The organism is Persicirhabdus sediminis, from assembly GCF_016595495.1.
Lineage (GTDB): Bacteria > Verrucomicrobiota > Verrucomicrobiia > Verrucomicrobiales > Akkermansiaceae > Persicirhabdus > Persicirhabdus sediminis.
Map to the genome: position 1 here is coordinate 1 of NZ_JAENIM010000031.1, position 21,048 is coordinate 21,048.

The 21,048-nt window shown below is 50.7% G+C and carries 17 protein-coding genes, 1 tRNA gene and 1 pseudogene; 9 read left to right on the forward strand and 10 right to left on the reverse strand.

Going from position 1 to position 21,048, the window contains the following annotated elements; genetic code table 11:
- A partial coding sequence (locus JIN82_RS05735; RefSeq protein WP_200310074.1) for an IS3 family transposase occupies nt 1–233 on the reverse strand: 233 nt, incomplete at its 3' end.
- A gap of 8 nt (nt 234–241) precedes the next feature.
- A complete protein-coding gene (gene tnpA, locus JIN82_RS05740) occupies nt 242–577 on the reverse strand; it encodes an IS66 family insertion sequence element accessory protein TnpA (protein ID WP_200310073.1) in 336 nt (111 codons plus the stop codon).
- A 74-nt stretch (nt 578–651) separates the two neighbouring features.
- On the opposite strand from tnpA, the pseudogene JIN82_RS17695 reads away from it, so the two are divergent.
- Both JIN82_RS17695 and JIN82_RS17135 read left to right on the forward strand, forming a co-directional pair.
- A pseudogene (locus JIN82_RS17695) lies at nt 652–825 on the forward strand (P-loop NTPase fold protein); the annotation flags it as partial.
- Nucleotides 826–1,098: 273 nt separating this feature from the next.
- Nucleotides 1,099–1,323, forward strand: coding sequence for a hypothetical protein (locus tag JIN82_RS17135; RefSeq protein ID WP_234041796.1), 225 nt, complete (start codon nt 1,099–1,101; stop codon nt 1,321–1,323).
- A 362-nt stretch (nt 1,324–1,685) separates the two neighbouring features.
- Here the strand turns inward: JIN82_RS17135 and JIN82_RS05750 are convergent, their stop codons facing one another.
- Nucleotides 1,686–2,591, reverse strand: a complete 906-nt coding sequence (locus JIN82_RS05750) for a tyrosine-protein phosphatase (RefSeq protein WP_200310684.1) — start codon at nt 2,589–2,591, stop codon at nt 1,686–1,688.
- A 433-nt stretch (nt 2,592–3,024) separates the two neighbouring features.
- Between JIN82_RS05750 and JIN82_RS17700 the strand changes: the two genes are divergently transcribed.
- The gene (locus tag JIN82_RS17700; RefSeq protein WP_425511511.1) at nt 3,025–3,210 is read left to right on the forward strand and encodes a pentapeptide repeat-containing protein; all 186 of its coding nucleotides are present in this window, start codon (nt 3,025–3,027) and stop codon (nt 3,208–3,210) included.
- 132 nt (nt 3,211–3,342) lie between these two features.
- Nucleotides 3,343–4,761, forward strand: coding sequence for a sulfatase family protein (locus JIN82_RS05760; protein WP_200310685.1), 1,419 nt, complete (start codon nt 3,343–3,345; stop codon nt 4,759–4,761).
- 1,446 nt (nt 4,762–6,207) lie between these two features.
- Here the strand turns inward: JIN82_RS05760 and JIN82_RS05765 are convergent.
- A tRNA-Tyr gene (locus tag JIN82_RS05765) sits at nt 6,208–6,294 on the reverse strand.
- Nucleotides 6,295–6,398: 104 nt separating this feature from the next.
- Nucleotides 6,399–6,761 carry a hypothetical protein gene (locus JIN82_RS05770; protein ID WP_200310686.1) on the reverse strand — a complete coding sequence of 121 codons (363 nt, stop codon included), beginning with the start codon at nt 6,759–6,761 and terminating at the stop codon, nt 6,399–6,401.
- Nucleotides 6,762–6,878: 117 nt separating this feature from the next.
- Here JIN82_RS05770 and JIN82_RS05775 point away from each other — a divergent pair, with 117 nt between their 5' ends.
- From JIN82_RS05775 to JIN82_RS05785, 3 genes are all read left to right on the forward strand, one after another.
- Nucleotides 6,879–7,847: an alpha/beta fold hydrolase gene (locus JIN82_RS05775; protein WP_200310687.1), complete on the forward strand. Its 969-nt coding sequence runs from the start codon at nt 6,879–6,881 to the stop codon at nt 7,845–7,847.
- Between the two features lie 61 nt (nt 7,848–7,908).
- The gene (locus JIN82_RS05780; protein ID WP_200310688.1) at nt 7,909–10,761 is read left to right on the forward strand and encodes a hypothetical protein; all 2,853 of its coding nucleotides are present in this window, start codon (nt 7,909–7,911) and stop codon (nt 10,759–10,761) included.
- 44 nt (nt 10,762–10,805) lie between these two features.
- Nucleotides 10,806–11,426, forward strand: a complete 621-nt coding sequence (locus tag JIN82_RS05785; protein WP_200310689.1) for a zinc metallopeptidase — start codon at nt 10,806–10,808, stop codon at nt 11,424–11,426.
- 110 nt (nt 11,427–11,536) lie between these two features.
- On the opposite strand, the gene JIN82_RS05790 is transcribed toward JIN82_RS05785, so the two are convergent.
- Nucleotides 11,537–11,950, reverse strand: a complete 414-nt coding sequence (locus JIN82_RS05790) for a hypothetical protein (protein ID WP_200310690.1) — start codon at nt 11,948–11,950, stop codon at nt 11,537–11,539.
- A gap of 92 nt (nt 11,951–12,042) precedes the next feature.
- The gene (locus JIN82_RS05795; protein WP_200310691.1) at nt 12,043–13,791 is read right to left on the reverse strand and encodes a serine/threonine-protein kinase; all 1,749 of its coding nucleotides are present in this window, start codon (nt 13,789–13,791) and stop codon (nt 12,043–12,045) included.
- 414 nt (nt 13,792–14,205) lie between these two features.
- Between JIN82_RS05795 and JIN82_RS05800 the strand changes: the two genes are divergently transcribed.
- Both JIN82_RS05800 and JIN82_RS05805 read left to right on the forward strand, forming a co-directional pair.
- Nucleotides 14,206–17,985 (forward strand): hypothetical protein, encoded by a 3,780-nt coding sequence (locus tag JIN82_RS05800; RefSeq protein ID WP_200310692.1) that lies wholly within the window; start codon nt 14,206–14,208, stop codon nt 17,983–17,985.
- A 67-nt stretch (nt 17,986–18,052) separates the two neighbouring features.
- The gene (locus JIN82_RS05805) at nt 18,053–18,733 is read left to right on the forward strand and encodes a hypothetical protein (RefSeq protein ID WP_234041799.1); all 681 of its coding nucleotides are present in this window, start codon (nt 18,053–18,055) and stop codon (nt 18,731–18,733) included.
- A gap of 1 nt (nt 18,734) precedes the next feature.
- Here JIN82_RS05805 and JIN82_RS05810 read toward each other — a convergent pair whose 3' ends face one another.
- The 3 genes from JIN82_RS05810 to JIN82_RS05820 all read right to left on the reverse strand — a co-directional run bounded on the left by JIN82_RS05810 (nt 18,735) and on the right by JIN82_RS05820 (nt 20,910).
- Nucleotides 18,735–19,130: an NINE protein gene (locus tag JIN82_RS05810; RefSeq protein WP_200310694.1), complete on the reverse strand. Its 396-nt coding sequence runs from the start codon at nt 19,128–19,130 to the stop codon at nt 18,735–18,737.
- A 115-nt stretch (nt 19,131–19,245) separates the two neighbouring features.
- Complete coding sequence (locus tag JIN82_RS05815; RefSeq protein WP_200310695.1) at nt 19,246–19,920, reverse strand: zinc metallopeptidase; 675 nt, start codon at nt 19,918–19,920, stop codon at nt 19,246–19,248.
- Nucleotides 19,921–20,235: 315 nt separating this feature from the next.
- A complete protein-coding gene (locus JIN82_RS05820) occupies nt 20,236–20,910 on the reverse strand; it encodes a PEP-CTERM sorting domain-containing protein (protein ID WP_200310696.1) in 675 nt (224 codons plus the stop codon).
- Between the last annotated feature and the right edge of the window lie 138 nt (nt 20,911–21,048).

Consider the following 21,048-nt stretch of genomic DNA (forward strand, 5'->3'; position numbering starts at 1 on the left):
ACGGTATTTTCAGAGCACTTCCAGCCTCTGGCCTGTAGCTCTTTAGTCATTCGAGGCGAGCCATAAACCTTAAGGTTGTGGTCTTTATGTATGGCTTTAATTTCTGCAAGCAATTCTAACTGAGTGCATTTTCTCTGAGTTGACGGCTGGCTAACATAGTACCTATAACCAGCTCTTGAAACGCCGAAAGCTGCGCACAGCTCTAGCTCCGAATAGTTACCCTGATCCTTCATTTTCTGAACTAGCTCATATTGTTGTGAGGATCGTTTCCCAATATGAGCGCAGCCTTTTTTAGGATTTCTTCACGGCGCTGTGACTTGGCTAGCTCTTGGCGCAGCCTCCTAACTTCCTCAGCTAACTCTGCGACCGAAGCCTCCTTGGGGACTTCGTTCATGCCCTCGCCTGAGGCTCGGTCACTCTCTGCGTCCCCAAGGAGCTTCTTTTTCCAGGCATAAAATTGGCTGGGCGAGATTTGGAAGTCTCTACAGATTTGGGTTACGCTTTTTGCACTACTCAGAAAGTAATCGATGACTTCCTGCTTAAATTCTTCGCTATGTCTTCTACGTGGTTGTGTCATGGTCTCTATGATTCCTTGGTATCAATTAGGAGACCTGCTGGCTAGTATTTTGGGGAAGTTCACACCTCTTTGACTGTAAGGGCATCATCTTTGTTCTAGCTATCGATAAATCCCACTTAGAGCATAGCGTTAAAGCTCTGTATGGAGATATTGATTTCCCTGCCTATCTACGAAAATTTGTTCAACGAACAATCAAATTGCCTCCACCAACAGAAGGCAATTATCGAGATTTAGTATCTCATTACTTCGACAACTACCTGCCCAACTTATTTAAGACTCCAGGTCCTGTTGATCATGCCAGGCGCCTTTTTTTATGCCTAGAATGCATTCGGATATTTAACGTTAAAAAAGTCAAAGCCAGAGATGCCCAAGAGATCTTTCGTATATTCTCTTACTTGACCTACAAATCAGGCCAAAATTTGAGCCAAAGTAACGCATATGGAGCTCTAATACTTTCTATTGCTCATGTTCTCGGAGAGCCCCTGAGCTATGACGCACCAGCTCTGAGTCTTAAAAGTATAATGGATTTCATCGCCATTCCTTTAAGCGAGAGGAGCCAGCATGTAACAATGCTCCTGAATGGATACGGACCAAATAATGCGGAGAAAACATATCGTGAAGTAATGAGCGTCTCAGGACAGACAACTGACCTAGACTATCATCTTTATCGCACAAGCCAATGGGATGGCATCTCTTTTCTGACCCTTGATAAATACCTACATAGTTTAATTGAGATTGAAAAGTAAACACAATCTGCAGAGGGCTGTGTTTACCTTAGTTATGGGCAATTTGGCTTAATTGCCGAACTCTACTTTCAAGATATCATTGGCTGTGGCCTGGGCTTTAGAGGCGGCATTGATGAGGTAATTTGAATCGCTCTTGAAGGCTTTGATACTGGCGCTGAAGGCGGCCAAGAACAAAGCCCATGGCTTCAGCCATGGGGGGGATATGATTGGGTAACGCGCCCTGAAAGGGAGTTAGAGATTGCCGATGTCGAGCTAGCTGGAGAAAGCGGAGAAGGATCTCCGCAGTCCGAAAGCCTTCGGCAGAACTGCTGAGCTGTGGAATTGTTCTGGGCACTTTTCTAGTAAGCTCTATCAGTAGGTGATTATTCTAGTAACTGCTGTCTGAGCTCGTTGAGTTCGGCGTCTGTGATGCCTAAGCCGTCGCGAATATAGGCCTCCATCGAGCCGTATTTTTCAACAGCAGCTTCCAGCGCGGCGTCGATGTAGGCTCCTTCTAGCAGGTAGAATGCCTCCATGTTAGTTGAGTCGACGTCTTCAATGGGGATAGATAGATTTTTGGCGTGGAGTGCTTTTAGCTGGCCAAGGCGTTTTGTGTTTTCTTCAGCTCTGGCTTGGTTAGAGATGAGGTAATCTTTGCGCACGGTTTCCCATGGCACTCCGAGCGCGGAGAGCAGGATGGCGGCGCCGGTGCCGGTGCGGTGGATTCCGTGCGAACAATGAAAGACGAGAGGGCGATTTGTTGGGGCGATGGCTTCACGCAAGAGGGCGGCGTATTGCTGTTTGGCCTCCTCCATCAAGCGGCGGTGCAGGTCTGGGTTGAGCTCCGGTGGAACCGCTGAAAAGTCGCCTGTTGTGCGCGCTTCGAGAACGACGGCAGCTAGCTCACCGAGGTCGCCAGCTTCCATAGTTAGAGCGACGGTATTTGTGCCATCTGGTAGGCGGTCTTCACCACGCTGGGTGATTTCAGCCTTTGTGAGGAAATTGATGACGGTGCGGATTTCTAGTTCTTCAAGTTTGGCGACGTCACCATCGCTCAGCTTGGGCAACTCGCCGGAGCGGAAGACTTGCCGCCATTTCACGGTTTTGCCGTCGCTAGTTTGATAGCCACCTAAGTCGCGGAAATTCGACTGACCATCTAGCTTGATGATGCGGCTGGGGGAAGGTTTGGTTTCAGCTGAACTCTCAGCTTTTTTATTGCAGCCAGCGCTAACGAGCGCGATTGCGCTGAGAAGAACGTGCAGGGTGATAGTGATAGCCTGTTTTTTCATGGTAATATTGGAGTGATGTTAGGATGGTGCGTTGCTGTATTGATAGGTCGATTTTTACAAAGCGCAAGGCTTAGCCATGGGATGGATGAGATTGGGTATCGGGCCCTGAAAGCGAGCTAGAGATTGTTGATGTCGAGCTAGCTGGAGAAAGCGGAGAAGGATCTCCGCAGTCCGAAAGCCTTCGGCAGAACTGCTGAGCTGGCTGGAGGTGTTTTAGAAATCTGTGTCGCTCTTGCAGAGCTGTATTGTGGCTGGCGCTTTTCCTTGGGTTGCGTTGCCCCTTTGGGGCTGCCTTACCCAAGGCTAGGCTGTTTCACGCCTTCGGCGTTGGCTGGAAAGATGGCGGACCTTATCCCGCGACTGCGGGAGGACCTTCATCCCGCGACAGCGGGAGGACCTTCAGCTGGCGGACCTTGAACTGGCGGACCTTGAACTGGCGGACCTTCAGCTGGCGGACCTTGAGCTGGCGAACCTTCAGCTGGCGAACCTTCAGCTGGCGAACCTTCAGCTGGCGAACCTTCAGCTAGCGAACCTTGAGCTGGTGGACCTTGAGCTGGCGGACCTTGAACTGGCGAACCTTCATCCAGCGACTGCGGGAGGACCTTGGGACTGCGTTTGATGGCGGGAATGGACGTTTTATCTGGCTGGGTGGATGTTAGCCCAGAATGCATCTTGTTTCCTGACTTTCGCGAATTAGTATGAACACTTCGGTTGTGCGGTATCAGACCACATTTCCTAATAGAAGATAAGAATGATGAATAAGGTAAATGCAGCTAAGTTATTTGGATTGATGATGGGGGCCGCTGTCTGTGCCGCCAGCGCGGATGAGCGACCGATGAATGTGATCATGATCTATACCGATGATCAGGGGTATAATGATCTGGGTTGTTATGGCTCAGAGATGATTCGTACGCCAAATATTGACCGCATGGCTGCTGAGGGGGTTCGTTTTACAGATTTTAATGTGATGTCGTCGAAGTGTACGCCATCGCGCGCGGCTTTGATGACGGGTTGTTATCCGCGTCGTGTTTCTCTGCAGCGAGGTGTAGTGATGGACGGGCATACGCATGGCCTGCATCCAGATGAAATCACCATGGGCGATCAGATGAAGTCTGGTGGTTATGCCACGGCGCTTTTTGGCAAATGGCACCTGGGTCACGCGGATCGCTCTATGCTGCCGCAGCAGCAGGGGTTTGATGTATTTTTCGGCCTGCCGTACAGCAATGATATGAAGCTGAGCCCACTGCTGGAGCTGAAGGAGGGGTTTGTGGAGCGCGACCATGCGGCTGGCGGCGTGCATTTTCAGCGTCGCAGCGGCTTGCCGCAGGGAGTACTGATGGAGGGGGATGTGGTGATTGAATACCCCACGGATCAATCGATGCTGACCCAACGGCTGACTAAGCGAGCGCAGAGCTTCATTGTGGATCACAAGGACCAGTCATTTTTTATTTACCTAGCTCATCCTATGCCGCATGTGCCAGTGGATGCCAGCCCCGCTTTTGCCGGTAAATCTCCATTTGGCCCGTACGGCGATGCAGTGGAGGAGCTCGACTGGAGCGTAGGTGAAATTCTCAATACGCTGAAGGAAGAAGGATTAGATAAAAATACGCTGGTGGTTTATGCCTCAGATAATGGTCCGTGGGGGTATGGCAAAGCGCCGGATGCAAAAGTTGGCCTAGCGCATCCGCTACGCGGTACGAAAGGGACGGTTTTTGAAGGTGGCCCGCGTGTGCCATGTATCATGTGGGCGCCTGAGCACCTGCCGGCACGAGTTTACACTGGCTTGGTCTCCAATATGGATTTGTTCCCAACTTTCAGCGCGCTGGCTGGCATTGAGCTGGCTGACGACCGCGAGATTGATGGTAAAAATATCTGGCCGCTGCTGCGCTCGGAGGTGACTGACGAGGATGTGCACGAGCATCTATTTTATTATGAAGACCGCCACGGCAAGATTGCCGGCGCGCGACAGGGCTCATGGAAATACGTGGAATGCGAGGTGAAGCGTAACGGGCCGGTTGTGCCTCAGCTCTACAACCTAGCCGAGGACATTGGCGAACAACAAAACGTGCTCAAGCAGCATCCGGAAAAAGTACGCCAGCTGCGTGAGGCGATGGAGAAGTTTGATGCCATCATGGAGGAAGAGGCGCGACCGGTGCTTAGGATTGAATAGAAAAGTGTGAGCTCCTGCGAGATGGAGTCCTGCTTTAGGGAGAAATTTAATCTCCGCACATACCAGCTGGCTGGGGGTAGCTTATGGCTAACTCGAGTTCAGCTGGTTTTTTGTTGCTCAGTGGTCTGTGTCGCTCTTGCAGAGCTTTTCTACTGGCTGGCGGTTTCCTTGGGTTGCGTTGCCCCTTCGGGGCTGCCTTACCCAAGGCTAGGCTGTTTTACGCCTTCGGCGTTGGCTGGAAAGCTGGCGAACCTTCATCCCGCGACTGCGGGAGAACCTTGAGCGTAGCGGACCTTGGGCGTAGCGAAAAAAGATGTACGGCATTTTTTAAATGTAAGCGCATAATTTTGAGCCAGCTAGATGTGTGTGAAACCTCTAGAAGTATTGTAGAATCAACAAAAGTAGGTGAGGTCTGGGTTGTTGACACTGTAGCCGCGGGTGGATGATAAAGCGGGTTTTTCCGGTGGAGCCGCGGGCATGATATGCAGGCTTCTGAAGAAGGTGGGCTATGAGCGCTGCGAGCTGTGTCGCTCTTGCAGAGCTTTTCTACTGGCTGGCGGTTTCCTTGGGTTGCGTTGCCCCTTTGGGGCTGCCTTACCCAAGGCTAGGCTGTTTCACGCCTTCGGCGTTGGCTGGAAAGCTGGCGGACCTTCATCCTGCGACTGCGGGAGAACCTTCAGCGTAGCGGACCTTGAGCGTAGCGAACCTTAAAAAAGATGTACGGCATTTTTTAAATGTGTGCGCATAATTTTGAGCCAGCTAGATGTGTGTGAAACCTCTAGAAGTCTTGTAGAATCAACAAAAGTAGGTGAGGTCTGGGTTGTTGACACTGTAGCCGCGGGTGGATGATAAAGCGGGTTTTTCCGGTGGAGCCGCGGGCATGATATGCAGGCTTCTGAAGAAGGTGGGCTATGAGCGCTACGAGCTGTGTCGCTCTTGCAGAGCTTTTCTACTGGCTGGCGCTTTTCCTTGAAAAAAGATGTACGGCATTTTTTAAATGTGTGCGCATAATTTTGAGCCAGCTAGATGTGTGTGAAACCTCTAGAAGTCTTGTAGAATCAACAAAAGTAGGTGAGGTCTGGGTTGTTGACACTGTAGCCGCTGGTGGATGATAAAGCGGGTTTTTCCGGTGGTGCGGCGGGCATGATTGGCAGGCTTCTGAATAAAGGTGGGCCTTGAGCGCTGCGAGCTGTGTCGCTCTTGCAGAGCTTTTTCTACTGGCTGGCGGTTTTCCTTGGGTTGCGTTGCCCCTTCGGGGCTGCCTTACCCAAGGCTAGGCTGTTTTACGCCTTCGGCGTTGGCTGGAAAGGTGGCGGACCTTCATCCTGCGACTGCGGGAGAACCTTCAGCGCAGCGGACCTTCATCCCGCAACGGCGGGGGGCTGTTTGAGCGAGACGTGTGGGCACAAAAAAACCGCGTGGTTAGCGCGGTTTAGAAGCAATCGATGGTGGGCAGGGCTGGATTCGAACCAGCGTACACATTACGTGAGCAGATTTACAGTCTGCCGCCTTTAACCACTCGGCCACCTACCCTTTATTCGGTCGATTGCGTTGTCCCTTGCGGGCGGCAGGGAGATACCCCGATTTGCCACCTTTGCGCAAGATTAAAATAGCACTTTTCGTAAAAAAATTACCGATTACATTTTTCTGGCGTTACGACCTTCGTCGATGAGCTTCCAAAAATGTTTGGATTGAGATAACGCTTCGTCTTCAGCTAGAGGCATTTTCGAACGGAAGAGGAAGTCGGCGAGGGTGTTTTTGTGCATCACACGGTGAACGATCACATGTTTGTTTGCGACTTCGAAATAAATGCGGTATTCGTCGGTGCGGAAGCGGTAGAATGTTTTTCCATCGCGGTCTAGCTTGCCAAATCTCTTATCATCGAGGTTTTCAAGGTCCTCTTCATGGACTTTGAACGAGTCGAATAGGTCGAGCTGGGTCAAAGTATCGAGGCGAGAGATCTCTGCGGCACTGATTTCGTTGAATACTATCTGGAGCACGAAATGAGCAAAGCACTGCGTGGGAAAGATTCAAGTTTCAAGTTTCTGACGCTTGACCTATGTTGTATCTCGGAGTCTGATATGGTTGTGTTAGCGATTACGTTAGTTTGCAGGCAAATGAGGGGCATTGCGCAGGCGCTGGTGTTTGCCCTGCTGACGATTGCTTGTGCGCCCTTGTCAGTGTCTGAGATTAAAGTAAATAAGGTGATGCCGGAATTATTAGCCGATGAATATGTTTCGTACGATGGGGATCATTTTCCCTATCACCGCTGGCTGGGCGATGGCAAGGTGGACACAATTGTCATTGGCATGCACGGGATCGATGGCACGGCGCAGGATTTTGCCAATCTCGGTGAGTATCTGCAAAAGCACCGCACAGGGGTGGCGCTGTACGCGGCTGATGTGAGAGGGCTGGGCATGGACCCGCTAGTGGAGCGCCGTGGGGATATTCATTCGGAAAAAGAATGGTTCCGCGATTTGGCGACATTTTCCCAGCTGGTTGCGGCGAAATACCCAGCTGCTAAGGTGGTGTGGTATGGCGAGAGCATGGGCGGGTTGATTGTCGCTCACGGGTATGATTTCGCCAAAGCGAACAGCTGGCCGCTGCCTGACGCGGTGGTGGTGGCTGCGCCGGTGGTGAGCCTGGATGATAAGCTGGCTGGCTGGCATTACGGGCTGCTGAAGGTGGGCGCGCTGGCGATGCCGAATATTAAGGTTTCGCTGCAGACTCTGGCTGGCGGTGAGCCGCTGGAGGTTTTTGAAGGGGTGGACCACCACGATCAGGTGGCGCAGAACCCGTGGCACGTCGAGCGTTACTCGCTGCGCTTGCTGGTGACGCTGGCTGAGATGGTGCGTGGCATGCCGCAGGCGCTGAGCGAGGCTGCGGCGCCAACATTATTGCTGCAGGGTGGGAAGGATATTTTTTCTACCCGCGAGCAGCTCCGCCAGCTGGTGGAGCAGGCAAATCGGCCTAGTTTACAGTGGAAATATTACCCAGATAGCTTTCATTTGTTGCTGTATGATCCGGCGCGCGAGGAGATTTTTGCTGATCTGGTGACATTTCTAGCAAGTTTGGGCTCGCCTTGAGCGCCTTATTAAGAAGAGAATAAGGCATTGCAATTCGTTTGGATAAGGGAAGATTAAAGATATGAGACTAGGCGCAAAGATTTCTGTAATGGTGAGCTCACTTGGAGCTGCTTGTTGTTTTGCGCTGGCGGCTGATTCTCAGGTGGCGGGCGGCGCGGTGAATGAACTGACCGAGCAAGATGGTGTGGTGGTTGAGGGCGATGGTAGCGGCCAGCCAGCTGAGCCTGAGCTAAGTGCCAAAGAGAAGGCGGAGAAGCTCATTCCTTTGCTGGCTGGAAACAATTACCAAGAGAGGATCCAGGCGCATATAGATCTGTGGGAATTGGGTATGGATGCCTTGCCTGCCGTTGAGCAGGCGATGCTTTCTAGTGAGCCAGAGATTCGCCTGCGCGCTACTGAGCTATTTCAGTATATTTCTGCAGGGGTATTAGCGGATTCTGACGATGAGATCAAAAGCATGGTCATGAGCTATAATAAGGCGAATGTGAGAACCAAGCAGAACTTGCTCAACCAGCTAGCTCAAAAACAAGCCTACTGGCAGATTTTTCACCTCTACGAGCGCGAGAAAGATGAGTTCGTACGGGCCAATATGAAGGGCTTTGTGCAGCGTATTTCGCTTGTCATGGCACGGCAAGCCGTGGCTGCAGGAGATCTGGCGCGCGCTAGGATGGTGCTAGAAAAAACTCCAGCTAGTGAGGCGACGTCAATTTCCCTAGCCTGGCTGCTGCGTGAAACTGGTGAGCTGGAATCGGCTATTGAGGTGGAATTACAAAAACCAGCTGATGCAGATAAGTCATTGCTCAAGGGGCTGTATCGCGTCTCTGGCCAGCTCGAGAAAGTCGCAGAGGTGGCTGCTGCTGAGAAAAATTTGGAGGATCAGGTGTTGGTATCATTATTGCAAAATGACCCTGAGCCATTGATGGGCTGGCTGCTGCGCGACCACAGAACGCAGAATAGTCTAGCTAGTTTGTCGCTGATGATTCAGCGCCTCCGCTGGCAGGGGAAATTTGCCGAAGCCGATGAGCTAGCTGCAGAAATTCAGGATAACGGCGAGATGATCATGCGCGATAACGATGTGCTCGATCATAGCTATTTCCTGCTAGCCAATGGCTACCTCAAAGAGGCGAAGAAGTTTTTTGGCCTCTATAATACTTATGCATTGGACAGCTACTACGACGCTACCATGCAGCTGGACCATCAGCTGGACCTGATGGGTATTGAGCCTGACTCACTGGATGCTTGGGTTGAGACACAGATGTCGGTGATCAAAGATACAGAGGATAAAGCTGACATCGGTCGTTTGCTGGAGGCAGCTTGTTTTTTTGATTCTATTGGTCAGACTGAAGAAGCGAACAGAGTTCTGCAGCCGTATTTGCAATCAACATACAGCAGTGAGGCTAAGGACGCCGAGAACCCAGAGTTGAAGGATTTAGAGGGGTGGCTAGAAATGTTGAGCGACATGCTCGGTGATGAGTATCGCTTACATGATTATGTTCACAATGAGGTTTTGGCGCGCGGCAATAGCGAAGAATATTTCAGCGCAGTGGTAGCCGAGCTCTATAGCCGTAGCGCAGATGATTTACTTTGGAGCTATCTACTAAAAAATAGTGAATCGGCTAAAGACGCTTATGAATCCTTAGCAATACTCCGTGGTTATACTCGCAGTAGTGATGAAAAGGCTAGAGGTCTGCAGGAGAAGTTGCTCGAAGAATTTGCTGATTTGCCAGCTGGCGACCAGGCTGAATACAAATCTGAGCTGGCTGTTATCGCTCTGTATCGTAGAGATGTGGAGTCGGTGGGGATGCTGCTTGAGGATATTGGCGCTGAGAAGATTACAGCGAGTTGGAATGATACTCATGAACTGCTGGAGGCGGAAAAAAATGGGTGGCGGCAAAGTGCGGATGATCTCGCTGAAATGGTTAAAGAATTTGACGGTGCTAGCACAGGACCAGATCAACAGGTCAGTACCCTGATCCAGTGGCATATCGCCAGTGCGCTCTGTAAAGATCAGGTAATGGTTGATGAGTCGACTGAGCTTATTAAGCTGTTTATCTTGGGCGATGTCTCATTGCTGCAGGATATTGCCGTTAAGTGCTATTCTCGCCAGCTATATGATCTGGCTGAGTACTGGTGGCAGCAGGCATTTTTATGTGCTGGCATATGGGACAATAGTGCCGTTGCTCGCTTGCAGACATTACTCAGGGGGTACGGCAGTTGGGGAAGTGGGCTGGACACCCCTAAAGATTGGCAGAAAAATGCGGCGATCTCAGAAGCGACTATAAGTTTTCTCTCGCTGAGGGGGAATAATGATGGCGGCATTGTGACGCCGTTATACCTTCGACATTTTGCCGACATGTATCACGGGCTGGCATTAGCTGAAGCTGGCAACATGGACCTGGCTATCAAATACCTCGATGATGCCCATCGCATCTGGGCGACACATGCAGGGATTGCGGATCATTTTTTCCCACAGGTGATGAAATTTGTTGATGCTGATCAGCTAGACGCGTGGGTGGAGAAAAGTTACCAACCAGTTTTGGCAATGACACAAAAGTATCCAGACGCACATAATTTACAAAATGGCGCAGCGTGGATCTTGTCCAGAGCTCAGAGCAAACCAGCTGCGGCGATGGCACATGTTGGCCAAGCACTGCGCATTAGGCCTCGGAATTGCGCCTACTTGGATACTCAGGCTGAAGTTTATTTTGCCCAAGGAAATCGTGATGAAGCGATGCGCTACTCACGCATGGCAATGAATAGCTCGATCAGCTACTCGAATGGCCGACCATGGTCGGATGAGGTGATTAATCATAATACCTATTATCAACTAGTTGTAGCTACTTTAAATGAGAGGTCGGGGCTAGAGCCACAGTATTTGCATTTCCAAAATGACCCTTTGCCTGCGGGCAAATAATGGTGGGTCTTGTATTTTAGGCAAACGATCACTAGTCTGCCCGTGTGTTTGCCCTATTGCTCATTTTATTCTCGCTGCCCGTCGCGCTCGCTTTCTGGCTGAGAAGCCAGTTTGGCGTGAAAAAACTCGAGGCGGTTAGTGAGGAGAGCCTTGATTGGACCGCTGGCCAGTTGGCTGAAAGTCTATTCGAGCATAGTGGCCGCGCTGAGGCCAAAGTGATGGTGGGGAAACGAGCGAAATGGGATGGCTTGCGGGCCGAAGCTGGTACCGTTTACCTGACAGAAAAAATCGCTGAATCAAAGCAGATCGTCGATCTAGCTGCCGCCGCCCAACGCGTTGGCCTGGCATTACTCGCGGAGAAAAATGCCGCTTCGGTGCGCTGGCGCCAGCGGCTCAGCCTGCAGTCGCGATTGGTATTTTCGCTCGGCTGTGTGTGTGTGATCTTTTCCATGCTCAGCCTGAAAATCCAGCTGCTTTACGGACTGCTGATTTTGTTAGCTGTGATGGCTGTGTTTGCCATTTTGCGTCTCACTAGCCAGAGTGTGGAGCGCGATGCAGCTGAGTTGGTAGCCGTCTTGTTAAAAAAGAAGCGTTTCATGCGCCGGCTCGCTGAAGAAGATCGCTTGCTAGAAATGATGCGCGCGGAGGCGTGGCGTCAGTTGTAGTTTGCCGCGAGAAAACGCTCGGCTGCTGGTCTGCCAATGAAAAAGAATTTTCCAGCTGAGACGGGTGATTTCACAGGTCCCGTCGCTTTGAGCCTTTCAGCCTTGAGCCCTTAGTATTGCGGTCGCTGGCCAGGTTTCTTTTTCAGATCGTACACGGACCCACAGTGCATGCAGCGCCATTTGTTGGTGAAGACGATGGAGAGCGCGGTTGTCTGCGCGTAGCTGAGTGGTTTTAGCCGGTACGCCTTTTTATGTTTGCTGGCCTTGCTGCTAGCTAGGCATTTGCCGCGACAGAGCGGGCAAGTGGCGCTGCGGCTGCTGATGTTGGAGAGCAGCCAGAAGGCGAAGAATAGGACCATGCAGACAAGCGCGATGATCGCCGTAGCTGGCGAAGGAAAGGCCAGCGTGTAGACTAGCAAGGTGATCGCAGCTGTGGCAAATAAGTACTGGGTGACACAAAGCCGAGCCGTTTTGATAAATGGCTTCGGGCGATGGACAGATCTGTTTTGGCTGACTACGGGCATGTCTAGGTTCAAAAAATATCGCGACCTATTACTAGGCCGCGACATATATGAACAAATGTTTCAGAAAAGACAATCTCAATTCCTAGATCGAATTAATTGTCCAAGGAGATGGCATCAAAGGCGATGCTGGCTGGCGCTTGGCTGACTGGCTTGTTGTAAAGCAATTCGATGTCGTAGCTGGCATCCGCAGTTGGGTTCTCAATAACAAATGAGAATGTGCCGCTGCCGTCTTGTGTTGATCTAGCGATTTGTGATTTCTGCAGATTGCTAGTGGTCTCTTTGATCACTAACTTGATCTCTGCATTCCACTGAGTGAAGTAGACTGTGCCTTTAAGCGGGCCATTGTGGCCATGTGGGGCGCGTAAGGTGACCTTCCAGCCAGATCCAGGTGTGAGTCGCTGGCCAGTGCTCGCTTTACAGCTACCTACAAATTTCTGGCCACCACGTGGGGCTCTGAACTCGAAGTTAGATGTGAAATAGGCTTTTTGGCCAAATTTACCAATCGCTTGCACATTGCTGAACAGGCTGTTTGGTTTGCGCATCGCCTCGATGGTGGAGCCGAGCGGCACACCGGTGAAAATATTGTAGTCGAGGTAAGCGTTGGCATTGAGCGCAACGATTTCCTTCTGGTTGCTCTTGGCGATATTTTTCGAGCTCAGAGTAATGCTAGTCTGCTTATTTGAGCTGCTCGCAGCTGGGGATGATTTTTCAGCTGGCGCACTTGGTCTGTCCGCTTTTTGTGTATCCTCAAATGGCTCATCGGCTGGCTCAGGCTCTGCGGTGATGGGCGCGGTAGTGACTTTGATTTCTCCGTCATTTGAGCCACCACCAAAGATCACAGCGATGGCCACGATGATGGCGATGCCTGCAATGGATCCACCAATGATGAGGTTGCGGTTACTGTTATTGCCCGCTGCGCTTGCCATTTGTGTGGCAGTATTGATCTGCGCGACTTGGCTAGCACTCGCTACCATTGGGTCGATAGTCGTGGCTGAGGTCAGTGGATTGACGGCAGCGGTGACGGTCTGCGGCTCAGGTGTGGGCTCAGGCAGCTCAGGTAAGCTAGAAAGCGCGGCTTCAGCTGAGGTTGGACGTTTTTCTGGATCAGGATCGATCAATGATGTGATCCACTCTTCCATGCCAGGGGCTAGATTATCAACGTAATCAGCAAGCGGCGGCAGTGATTTGTTTTTGTGATTTTCACAGGCTTCATCAATCGTCAGCCCTGCATACGGGTGACCACCAGCGAGTAGGCTGTAAAATAGCTGACCAACCATGAACAGATCAGACTGCGGGGTTGGATCTTGTTTCTCCGATAGCTCCGGGGCAGCAAGTGCTGGATCCGTTACCATTGGGAACGCGGTTTTTGCGCCGTGAACGAAGTATGCCAGCTTGCGCAGACCATTATCGATAATCAGGTAGCGGTAGCCTCCACGGGTGTTCTGGGCGCAGAGCAATGACTCTGGGCTCAACATGCCGTGTGTGCTGCCTGTGCCGTGGATGGCGATCAAGGCGTCAAGAATCTGCTCAGCCATGGAGTGAACCTCAGTTTGGTCCAGCTGGGCGTTTTCCTCAAGGCGCTCCATCATCGGGATTCCTTCGGCAAAAAAGCTGATCATATACGGACCTTCATCATCGATGCCCGCATCAAAAACTGTTGGGATGTTTGGGTGCTGCAGTGAGGTGAGGCTCTTGGCGAAATCTTTAAATTCCTCGTGCCAGCTTTCAGAGTTTTCAGCGCCTTCAACTTCTAGAATTTTGCGAATGGCTACCCGGCGGTTTAGTAGGGTGTCGGTGGCTTCGTAAACGCTTCCTGTAGAACCGCTTCCAATTAATCGCACTATGTCATATCTGTCGTTCATCGCTATCTGTAATTCGGCTATCTTTACGCTGACTCTCGGTGAGTTCCGCACCATCACAGTGCCTCGTGTCGTGGTCAGCCGAAAAATCTACCTATAAAATTCGTGACTGTTAAGTTTTTTTAGAGTTCAGATCCGCTAAGTAAAGCCTGTTTTTCGATTCTCAGCCAGTTAACTTGTAAGAACAGGCCATTTATTTTTTTCTCCACTAGTCTGAATAATTGACAATCCGTCCGATCTATTCACGCAATCGGTTATAGATTAATGTGTTTGCTTCATCTCAGAGAGTTAGTTGACTTATTCTAAAATATCGTTTAAACGGGTGTTTGGATGTGTAATTAAACATTGGTGAGATTATCGAATAAGCAAAATCATTTTAGTCAATCTGCGTTTGCCATGTTGAGTACCTTGCTGCTGACGGTACTTTTGCTGGTTTCAGCAATGCTTTCGCTCTCGCTGATGAGCTCAGATATGCGGCAAACTCATCGCCAGAATTTGACCCAGAGAGCACGCGAAAATGCCCAACTCGCACTGCATCTAGCTATTGCCGAGTTGCAAGAATCTGCTGGGCCTGATCAGCGGGTTACTGCGAATGCTCAGCTGGTCAATGATGAGCTGGCCGCCTGTAGCCAGATCTTGGGAGTTTTTCATACCGCAGACACCACCACTGGCCGACCGTTGATTGACCAAATTTTCTCTGAGAATCAATACAAAGACGCATATGAGGACAGACGATCTAGTGAAAATTGGCAGCGTTTAGATAGCCTAGATCGGTGGTTAGTGAGCGGTCATCCTCAGCATTTAGATCAGCTAAATGAGATGCTGAAGAAAAGTAGTATGACCATTGTGCCAGCAGCAGACGGGCATCAGGAAGTACGAGCGCCATTAGTTAGGGTGGGCGAAGGTGGCGCCTACGCATGGTGGATTAGTGATTGTCAGCAAAAGGCGAGCCTCGACAACGAGTTGACCCAGCTGGAACGGCAAAACCAGCTGGCAATGGCTGCAGACCTATCAGTGCTGCCGGCTACTGACGCCGTCATCTCTAGCTGGCAAGTGTCGCTAGATGAGATGGATGCTGCGCGCGAGGGCTCAGAGAACGGCAGAGCGGCCATGATGTCGTTAGACCGCATTGGAGCAGAAGATCCAGCTGAGGAGCCATTGATGCTGCACGATTTTACCGTCAATGCGCGGTCATTGTTAGTGAATCCATTGCTAGGTGGATTGAAAAAGGATCTCACCATATTGTTAGCTAGCAAAGATAATGAGCATGAGTTTCAGCTCAACTCTGGTGATGTCATCACGCTGGCGGATAGCCTTCTCGCCAGCCAGCGTCACCAACTGGCTGGACCTCATTTCAGCTCATTGTCAGCGTGGGCTCAGACAGCTTCATTTTTAGCTGACGATGACAAAACCGTAAAGGTGCCCGCTATGCCAGCTGGAAGTCGATTTCGTCCAGCTGAACATTGGCCTCATGGACTCTCTGATGGCTGGAGTTATTCTTGGTTAGACTGGGCGCAGCCAGAAGTGAACCTTCAGCCAGTCATGGTAGATGCTCGCTGGCATTTCTATTTTTCTTATTTTCAAAATCCAGCTAGCCAGCTGCGCAGCCACCTTCTCCCGCGCGTTTGCCTGTGGAACCCGCTATCCGTAGATATGCAGTTAGCCGAGATGATTGTTATGATGCCAAACCCGTTTTGGCAGGGGAATAACTACTTCCATTTTGTGACCGATCCGTCTGAGGTGGCACGGTTGCAGCAGCTAGAAGGATATAAAAACCATTCTGGTGTGCAGTCGTGGGCTGATGGAAAAATCAGATTTCGCAGCTCGGCTGAAGACCCTGACGACCCATCTAGCAAAGCGGGACTATTTCCTAACTCGAGGTACTTGGTTTTTGTTCTCCAGCCAGCAGTTCTAGCAGCTGGTGAGTGTTTGGTCTACTCACCACAGATAGACGCAGCTGCAAGTAAGTTGATAGAATCTGCAGGTATTCGCATCGGCCACTACAGCGTTGATGACCTGAGCTTGAATAAACTCAGCGCTGATGCAGCGCCTAACAGACATCATTTCTATCATGATCGCCAGCGCATCGAATGCGAAATGAAACACAGCTATTGGTCAGAGTCAGCTGGGAAAATGAAAGAAGGATGGGTCACCGCGCCTGACGACCTCATGCTCCAGCTGGAAATGTCGCAAATCCAGTACTACGAACCGTGGGCATTGTTCCGTGATAACTTTCCCTTTGTCCTAAAATCTTGCTCCGCAACTGCACCTGCGGTGTCGGCTCGTCAGTTAGTAGAAAGCTCTGTCGTCGGCCCAGCATATCCAACAATTCAGCTGCTCAACCACGGTAATGGTGGCGCGGGAACCTATCCATTCTATTATTACGCTCGCAATTGGGGAGACAGCCGTGAGCTAGGAAACTTACACCGCTTTGCCGACTCGCCAGTAAAACACGCTCCTGTGTTACATCAAATCGGCGCCAAACTACTCACCCTGGATGAGTCTAGCAATGAGGCTAACCAGCCACCTCTACGAGTCAATCGTTGGGGGGAAAGTCATTTGGCCTATCAGCCAGCTGTAGTGGCTAACTGGAACCTTCGACCTGCCATCGCTATGCGTTCGCCAGCGAGCCCGTCAACGGCTGATTGGTACACTCACAGCTCAGGTGGCTGGATCTTACAGTTTGTGCCCTCAGCAGCTAACGATGCTGGAGATCAGCCAGCGATCTCGTCATCGGGGCAGTCTTTTAACCGCTCAGTTTTTGGTCGCAGTGAAGATTTTGGCAAACTAACACAGGCGGTTTTGTTCGACCTGCCAGCGGCTGATTCCCCAGTCGTTTCTCTAGCAGCTTTTCGCCACGCCAAACTGAGCCCGTTTTCGTGGGCGCCTAGTTATCTGATTGGCAATAGCCTAGCTGATGGGCATGCGCCAGCTAGACAAACAGCGCACGATGCGTGGCTGGACGATTTTTTTCCTAGTAGCTTGCACGAGTGTCGTTGGGATGCTCTGGTGGGTGGTAATGCGCCGTACAAAAGCGGTTATGGATTGCGTACCAGCACGCTGCATCATGCTTGTTTGCTAGAAAGCGCAAGCTATGCGCCGACGCCAGCAGGTGGGGAGTTTAGCCTGAATGACGAGATCTATGCATTTGACCTCGCCTACGAAGTCAACCACGCGCTCTGGGATGAGTATTTTCTTTCTACAATCCAGCTGGAGAATGGGGTGTTGAAGTTAGAGGATGGTATGCCTAGCTACTTCGTCGACCAGTTCAGCCAGACGGTGGGTTCAGCTCAGGTTGACTGGTTAGATAGCTGGGGCGACCATGGAGAAATATTCTGGCATGAACACGCTGGTCACCTCTATCAAAATTGGGCATTTAATGTGAACTCAACCTCAGTGAGAGCGTGGGCCAGTTTGTTAGCTGGCTGCCAGCTCGGCCACGACGAAGAAAATACCCGCCATGGAACGAGTTCATTTTCGCGCACGAGTAGGCCGCTGACTAAAGAGCAAAAGGCATTTGGGGTCGACTGGACTGGCTGTTGGCAGCTTAGTGACGAGCAGATTTACCATCTAGCTGAGTGCATTGTTGAGCAGGTGAAAGCGCGTGGACCATTCATTTCCATGGCTGATTTTGTGAACCGCCGGCTAGCTAGAGCAGATGATGATTCTAGCAAAATGGGCGCATTGCAGGCTGCGATTGAGGCGGCTGGACTTAATGATGAAATCAGGAAGTTAGAGCGACTGCAGACCAGTAAGGATCTGTCTAACGATGCCAACCGGGCAGATGTGAGATTTGATGTAGATCGGCAGCCAGAGTCAAAAGCGTGGGGCACTCCTGGTTATCTAACTCAGGGCGATTTACTTGAACCGCTAGCGCCATTTTTGACAGCGCGCGGTGATACTTTTCTGATCCGCGCTTACGGTGAAGCGAGTGATGGAGATGGCGGTAAAGTTAGGGTTTGCTTGGAGGCGGTGGTTCAGCGCACACACGAATACCTGCAACCGCTTAGTGGCGAAGGTGATCAGCGAGTTGGCAATAGCCCGCTAGATGCTCGCTGGGTGAAACACCCTAAAACTGGTGAGCTGATAGATGGAGGACTCAGCGAGCTTAACAAAAAATTTGGCCGCAGGTTCCGTGTGGTCAGACAACGATGGTTACATGATGAGGAATTTTAGAAATGCTAATGTCTTGGTATTAGTTTGTGCGCTGTTATTTTGGCTGGCCCACTTGGCGAGGGCTGAAATGACCGCTGAACGTGAGTTTGCCCAGCTAGCTGTAGTGGCGGTATGCGAGCCAGTGAAGCGCAGCTATCAAATGAATAAACAGGGGGAGAGTCAGCTAGTCGTGCGCAAGTTTCCCGATATCCCACCAGCTCAATTATTTCTATCAAGTGAGGGGACGGGTGAAGAGACCCAAGCGCTAAGAGTTGCGGTGGGCATGAATTCAATGGCTGGGTTTATCCGAGTACCAGCGGGAGAGAAAATCTCGTTGCGCCTGTCGCCCGCAGCGCAAAGCGGCGAGGCCTACATCCAGCTTGACCCTCTTGATGCTAACGGCAGTTACCTTGTTTTGCTGCAGCCGAAATCTCCAACGGCAGTAGTTAGCTGGAAATCATCCAGCTACCAGTTAGTGAAACTTCCGAGAGTTGATCGTACGGCAAGTCAGCGGCAGTTTTGGATTTTTAATGCGGCGCCGACGCCCATGCCTATTGGCTTTGGTAGTCAGAGCCAGCTGGTTCCAGCTGGGCAGTTAGTTAGCTGCCCATACCGCAATACACGACCATTGCGGTCGCTTTATTTAGTACGCGATGGCAAAAAGTCCAACCAACGCATAGCCAAGTTAGAACCTCAGCTCAAGCTTTGTTATGTGTTGACGGCGCGTAGTGATGGCAGCTTCCACTGGCTTGAGCTGGTTCTTCCTTAAGCTAGTTGGCCTGGCTATTGCGGATGCTAACTTGCTCGTTAAGCGTGCAGAAATCGTACAGCCAGCCAAAACCAAACAAACCACCTGTTAGCATCCATAGGATGCCGGTGCCAATTTTTCCAAGATAGAAACGGTGAATGCCAAAGAGACCGAGGAATGTCTGGAAAATCCACGCCAAGTTGTAGTCATATTTGCCGCCAGTGTAGCGGAAGTCGCATTGTTTATCCATAGATGGAATGAGGAACAGGTCAATCAGCCAGCCGATACCTAGCAGGCCAGCTGTCAATAGCCAGATGGTACCTGTGACCGGGCGCCCGTAGTAAAACCGATGCGCGCCAGTGAAGCCAAATATCCATAAGATGTAGCCAATTGCTTTAGAGTGTGTGTCTGTGGACATAGTTATAGTTGTGTTGTTAAATTCGACGCACTCTAACCTTATCAGCTAGTTATTACCAGACACAAAAAAATCCACGGTGATCTCACCGTGGATTGAAAATCTCTAGCTGGATATGTTATTCGCGGCGACCCAGCAGAATGGATAGATAATAAAGTAGCTGGGCGAGTGAGGCTAGCGCGGCCACCACATAGGTCATCGCCGCCCAGTGCAGTGCGCTTTTCGCCTGATCTTGATACTGGCTGCTCATCACGCCAGTGCCTTGCATCCATACCAATGCGCGTTTGCTAGCATCAAATTCTACCGGGAGCGTGATGAAGGAAAACAAGGTAACCATGCTCAAGCAGGCTACGTAGAGCCACAGCAAGGTGAGGTTTCCGGTGGCGTAGGCGCCAAAAATGGACATGATCAAAATCACATTCATCATTTTAGAAGACAGTCCAACAATGGGGACGAGCTTCGAGCGCATGCCCAGCCAGTGGTACGCTTGTGCGTGCTGCACGGCGTGACCACATTCGTGGGCCGCTACCGCTGCTGCTGCCACATTACGCTGCTGGTAAACGCTTTCACTTAGGTTGACTGTCTTATTAGCTGGATTGTAGTGGTCGGTCAGCTGGCCAGGTGTGCTGATGACTTTCACGTCAGTGATGCCATTTTGGCGTAACATCATCTCGGCAATCTCACGGCCGCTCTGTGAAATGGGGCTCTGAGAAAATTGCTGAAAGCGTGATTTGAGCATGTGGCTGACCCAAAGGCTAGCGAGCATTGAGATACCAACAATGATCCAAATCATAGGGATGCCACCCGGGCGAGGGTGTCCTGATTGGGCTAAGTAATAAAAGTCTGTAATGATAGTTTCCATGGGCGTCAAATTAGGTGTGATTGGCTGCTTTGCAAGGGTGGTGAAGTTTACTTTTCCTAAACACTAGTTCTTACATGTTTTTAGCGTCTACAGATGGACAGTTTGCTTATTCATTTTCTAATTTTTCTCATCCGCCTAGCTGGATTCATCCATTCATCTTCTAGCTAGAATATCGCTACGGGAACAAAAAATCCACTCAGTGCATGCTGAGTGGACTTCGTGAGTTATGTAAATGTAGTTACTGAATTAGCAGCGACGGCGTCTCAGCAGTAGGCAGATGCCTGATAGGCCGAGTAGACTTACAGCACTTGGCTCTGGGATGACGGTGAAATTCACGTCATCAAGCATAAACCCTCCACCAGTGCTGCCGTCTTTTGTTGTTGCGAAATCGAATTCGATTTGTACGTCGCTTACTCCTTCTGGGGCGGTGGCTGTGAGTTCAAATGTCTCCCACAGTTCATTGCTAGATGTGTAGCTGTCGGACAGACTTAATGTTTCTGCATACATAACCTCGCCGTCGATATCTAGCCAGATGATAGACATATCTAAGCTAGCACCATCGGCAATGACCGTAGACGTAGCTTTGAAGTCAGCTGATAGGGTGTATGTAGATCCCTCTGTGGCAGCAAATTCTTGGCCGAAGGAACTTGCAGTATCTGCTTTGTAGGCTTTCAACCACAAACCAGCCGAGCCTTCTGAGGCCGCCCATGTTTTGGCTTTAATTTGGCCATCTGCGGCATCTCCTGAAGTGCTGTTGTAGTACCAGTGACCAGAGTAGTCGATAGAGGAGTTATCTGAACCATCGGGGAGCGCTGCTTCGAAGTTACCATTGCCAATGCTACCTCCAATGAGGGTGGTTGTTGCATGTGCGCTGCCTAATGTGAGGGCAGCACAGCCGATGATTTGGGTGAGTAGTTTCATGTCTCAGTTAGTATATGTATTCTCTGAAAACTAACTACGTGGGGTGAGTTAGCTCTCACCGGTCTTCTAGTATAACGATTTTCATCATACAGCTATTTAAGGTTACAAACGTTTATCGCTGTTGAGTTTTTCGATTTA

Coding starts and splice junctions, on each gene's coding strand:
- tnpA (WP_200310073.1), bottom strand. CDS start 577: ATGACACAACCACGTAGAAGACATAGCGAAGAATTTAAGCAGGAAGTC.
- JIN82_RS17135 (WP_234041796.1), top strand. CDS start 1,099: ATGGATTTCATCGCCATTCCTTTAAGCGAGAGGAGCCAGCATGTAACA.
- JIN82_RS05750 (WP_200310684.1), bottom strand. CDS start 2,591: ATGAAAAAACAGGCTATCACTATCACCCTGCACGTTCTTCTCAGCGCA.
- JIN82_RS05760 (WP_200310685.1), top strand. CDS start 3,343: ATGATGAATAAGGTAAATGCAGCTAAGTTATTTGGATTGATGATGGGG.
- JIN82_RS05775 (WP_200310687.1), top strand. CDS start 6,879: ATGAGGGGCATTGCGCAGGCGCTGGTGTTTGCCCTGCTGACGATTGCT.
- JIN82_RS05780 (WP_200310688.1), top strand. CDS start 7,909: ATGAGACTAGGCGCAAAGATTTCTGTAATGGTGAGCTCACTTGGAGCT.
- JIN82_RS05790 (WP_200310690.1), bottom strand. CDS start 11,950: ATGCCCGTAGTCAGCCAAAACAGATCTGTCCATCGCCCGAAGCCATTT.
- JIN82_RS05800 (WP_200310692.1), top strand. CDS start 14,206: ATGTTGAGTACCTTGCTGCTGACGGTACTTTTGCTGGTTTCAGCAATG.
- JIN82_RS05805 (WP_234041799.1), top strand. CDS start 18,053: ATGACCGCTGAACGTGAGTTTGCCCAGCTAGCTGTAGTGGCGGTATGC.
- JIN82_RS05810 (WP_200310694.1), bottom strand. CDS start 19,130: ATGTCCACAGACACACACTCTAAAGCAATTGGCTACATCTTATGGATA.
- JIN82_RS05815 (WP_200310695.1), bottom strand. CDS start 19,920: ATGATTTGGATCATTGTTGGTATCTCAATGCTCGCTAGCCTTTGGGTC.
- JIN82_RS05820 (WP_200310696.1), bottom strand. CDS start 20,910: ATGAAACTACTCACCCAAATCATCGGCTGTGCTGCCCTCACATTAGGC.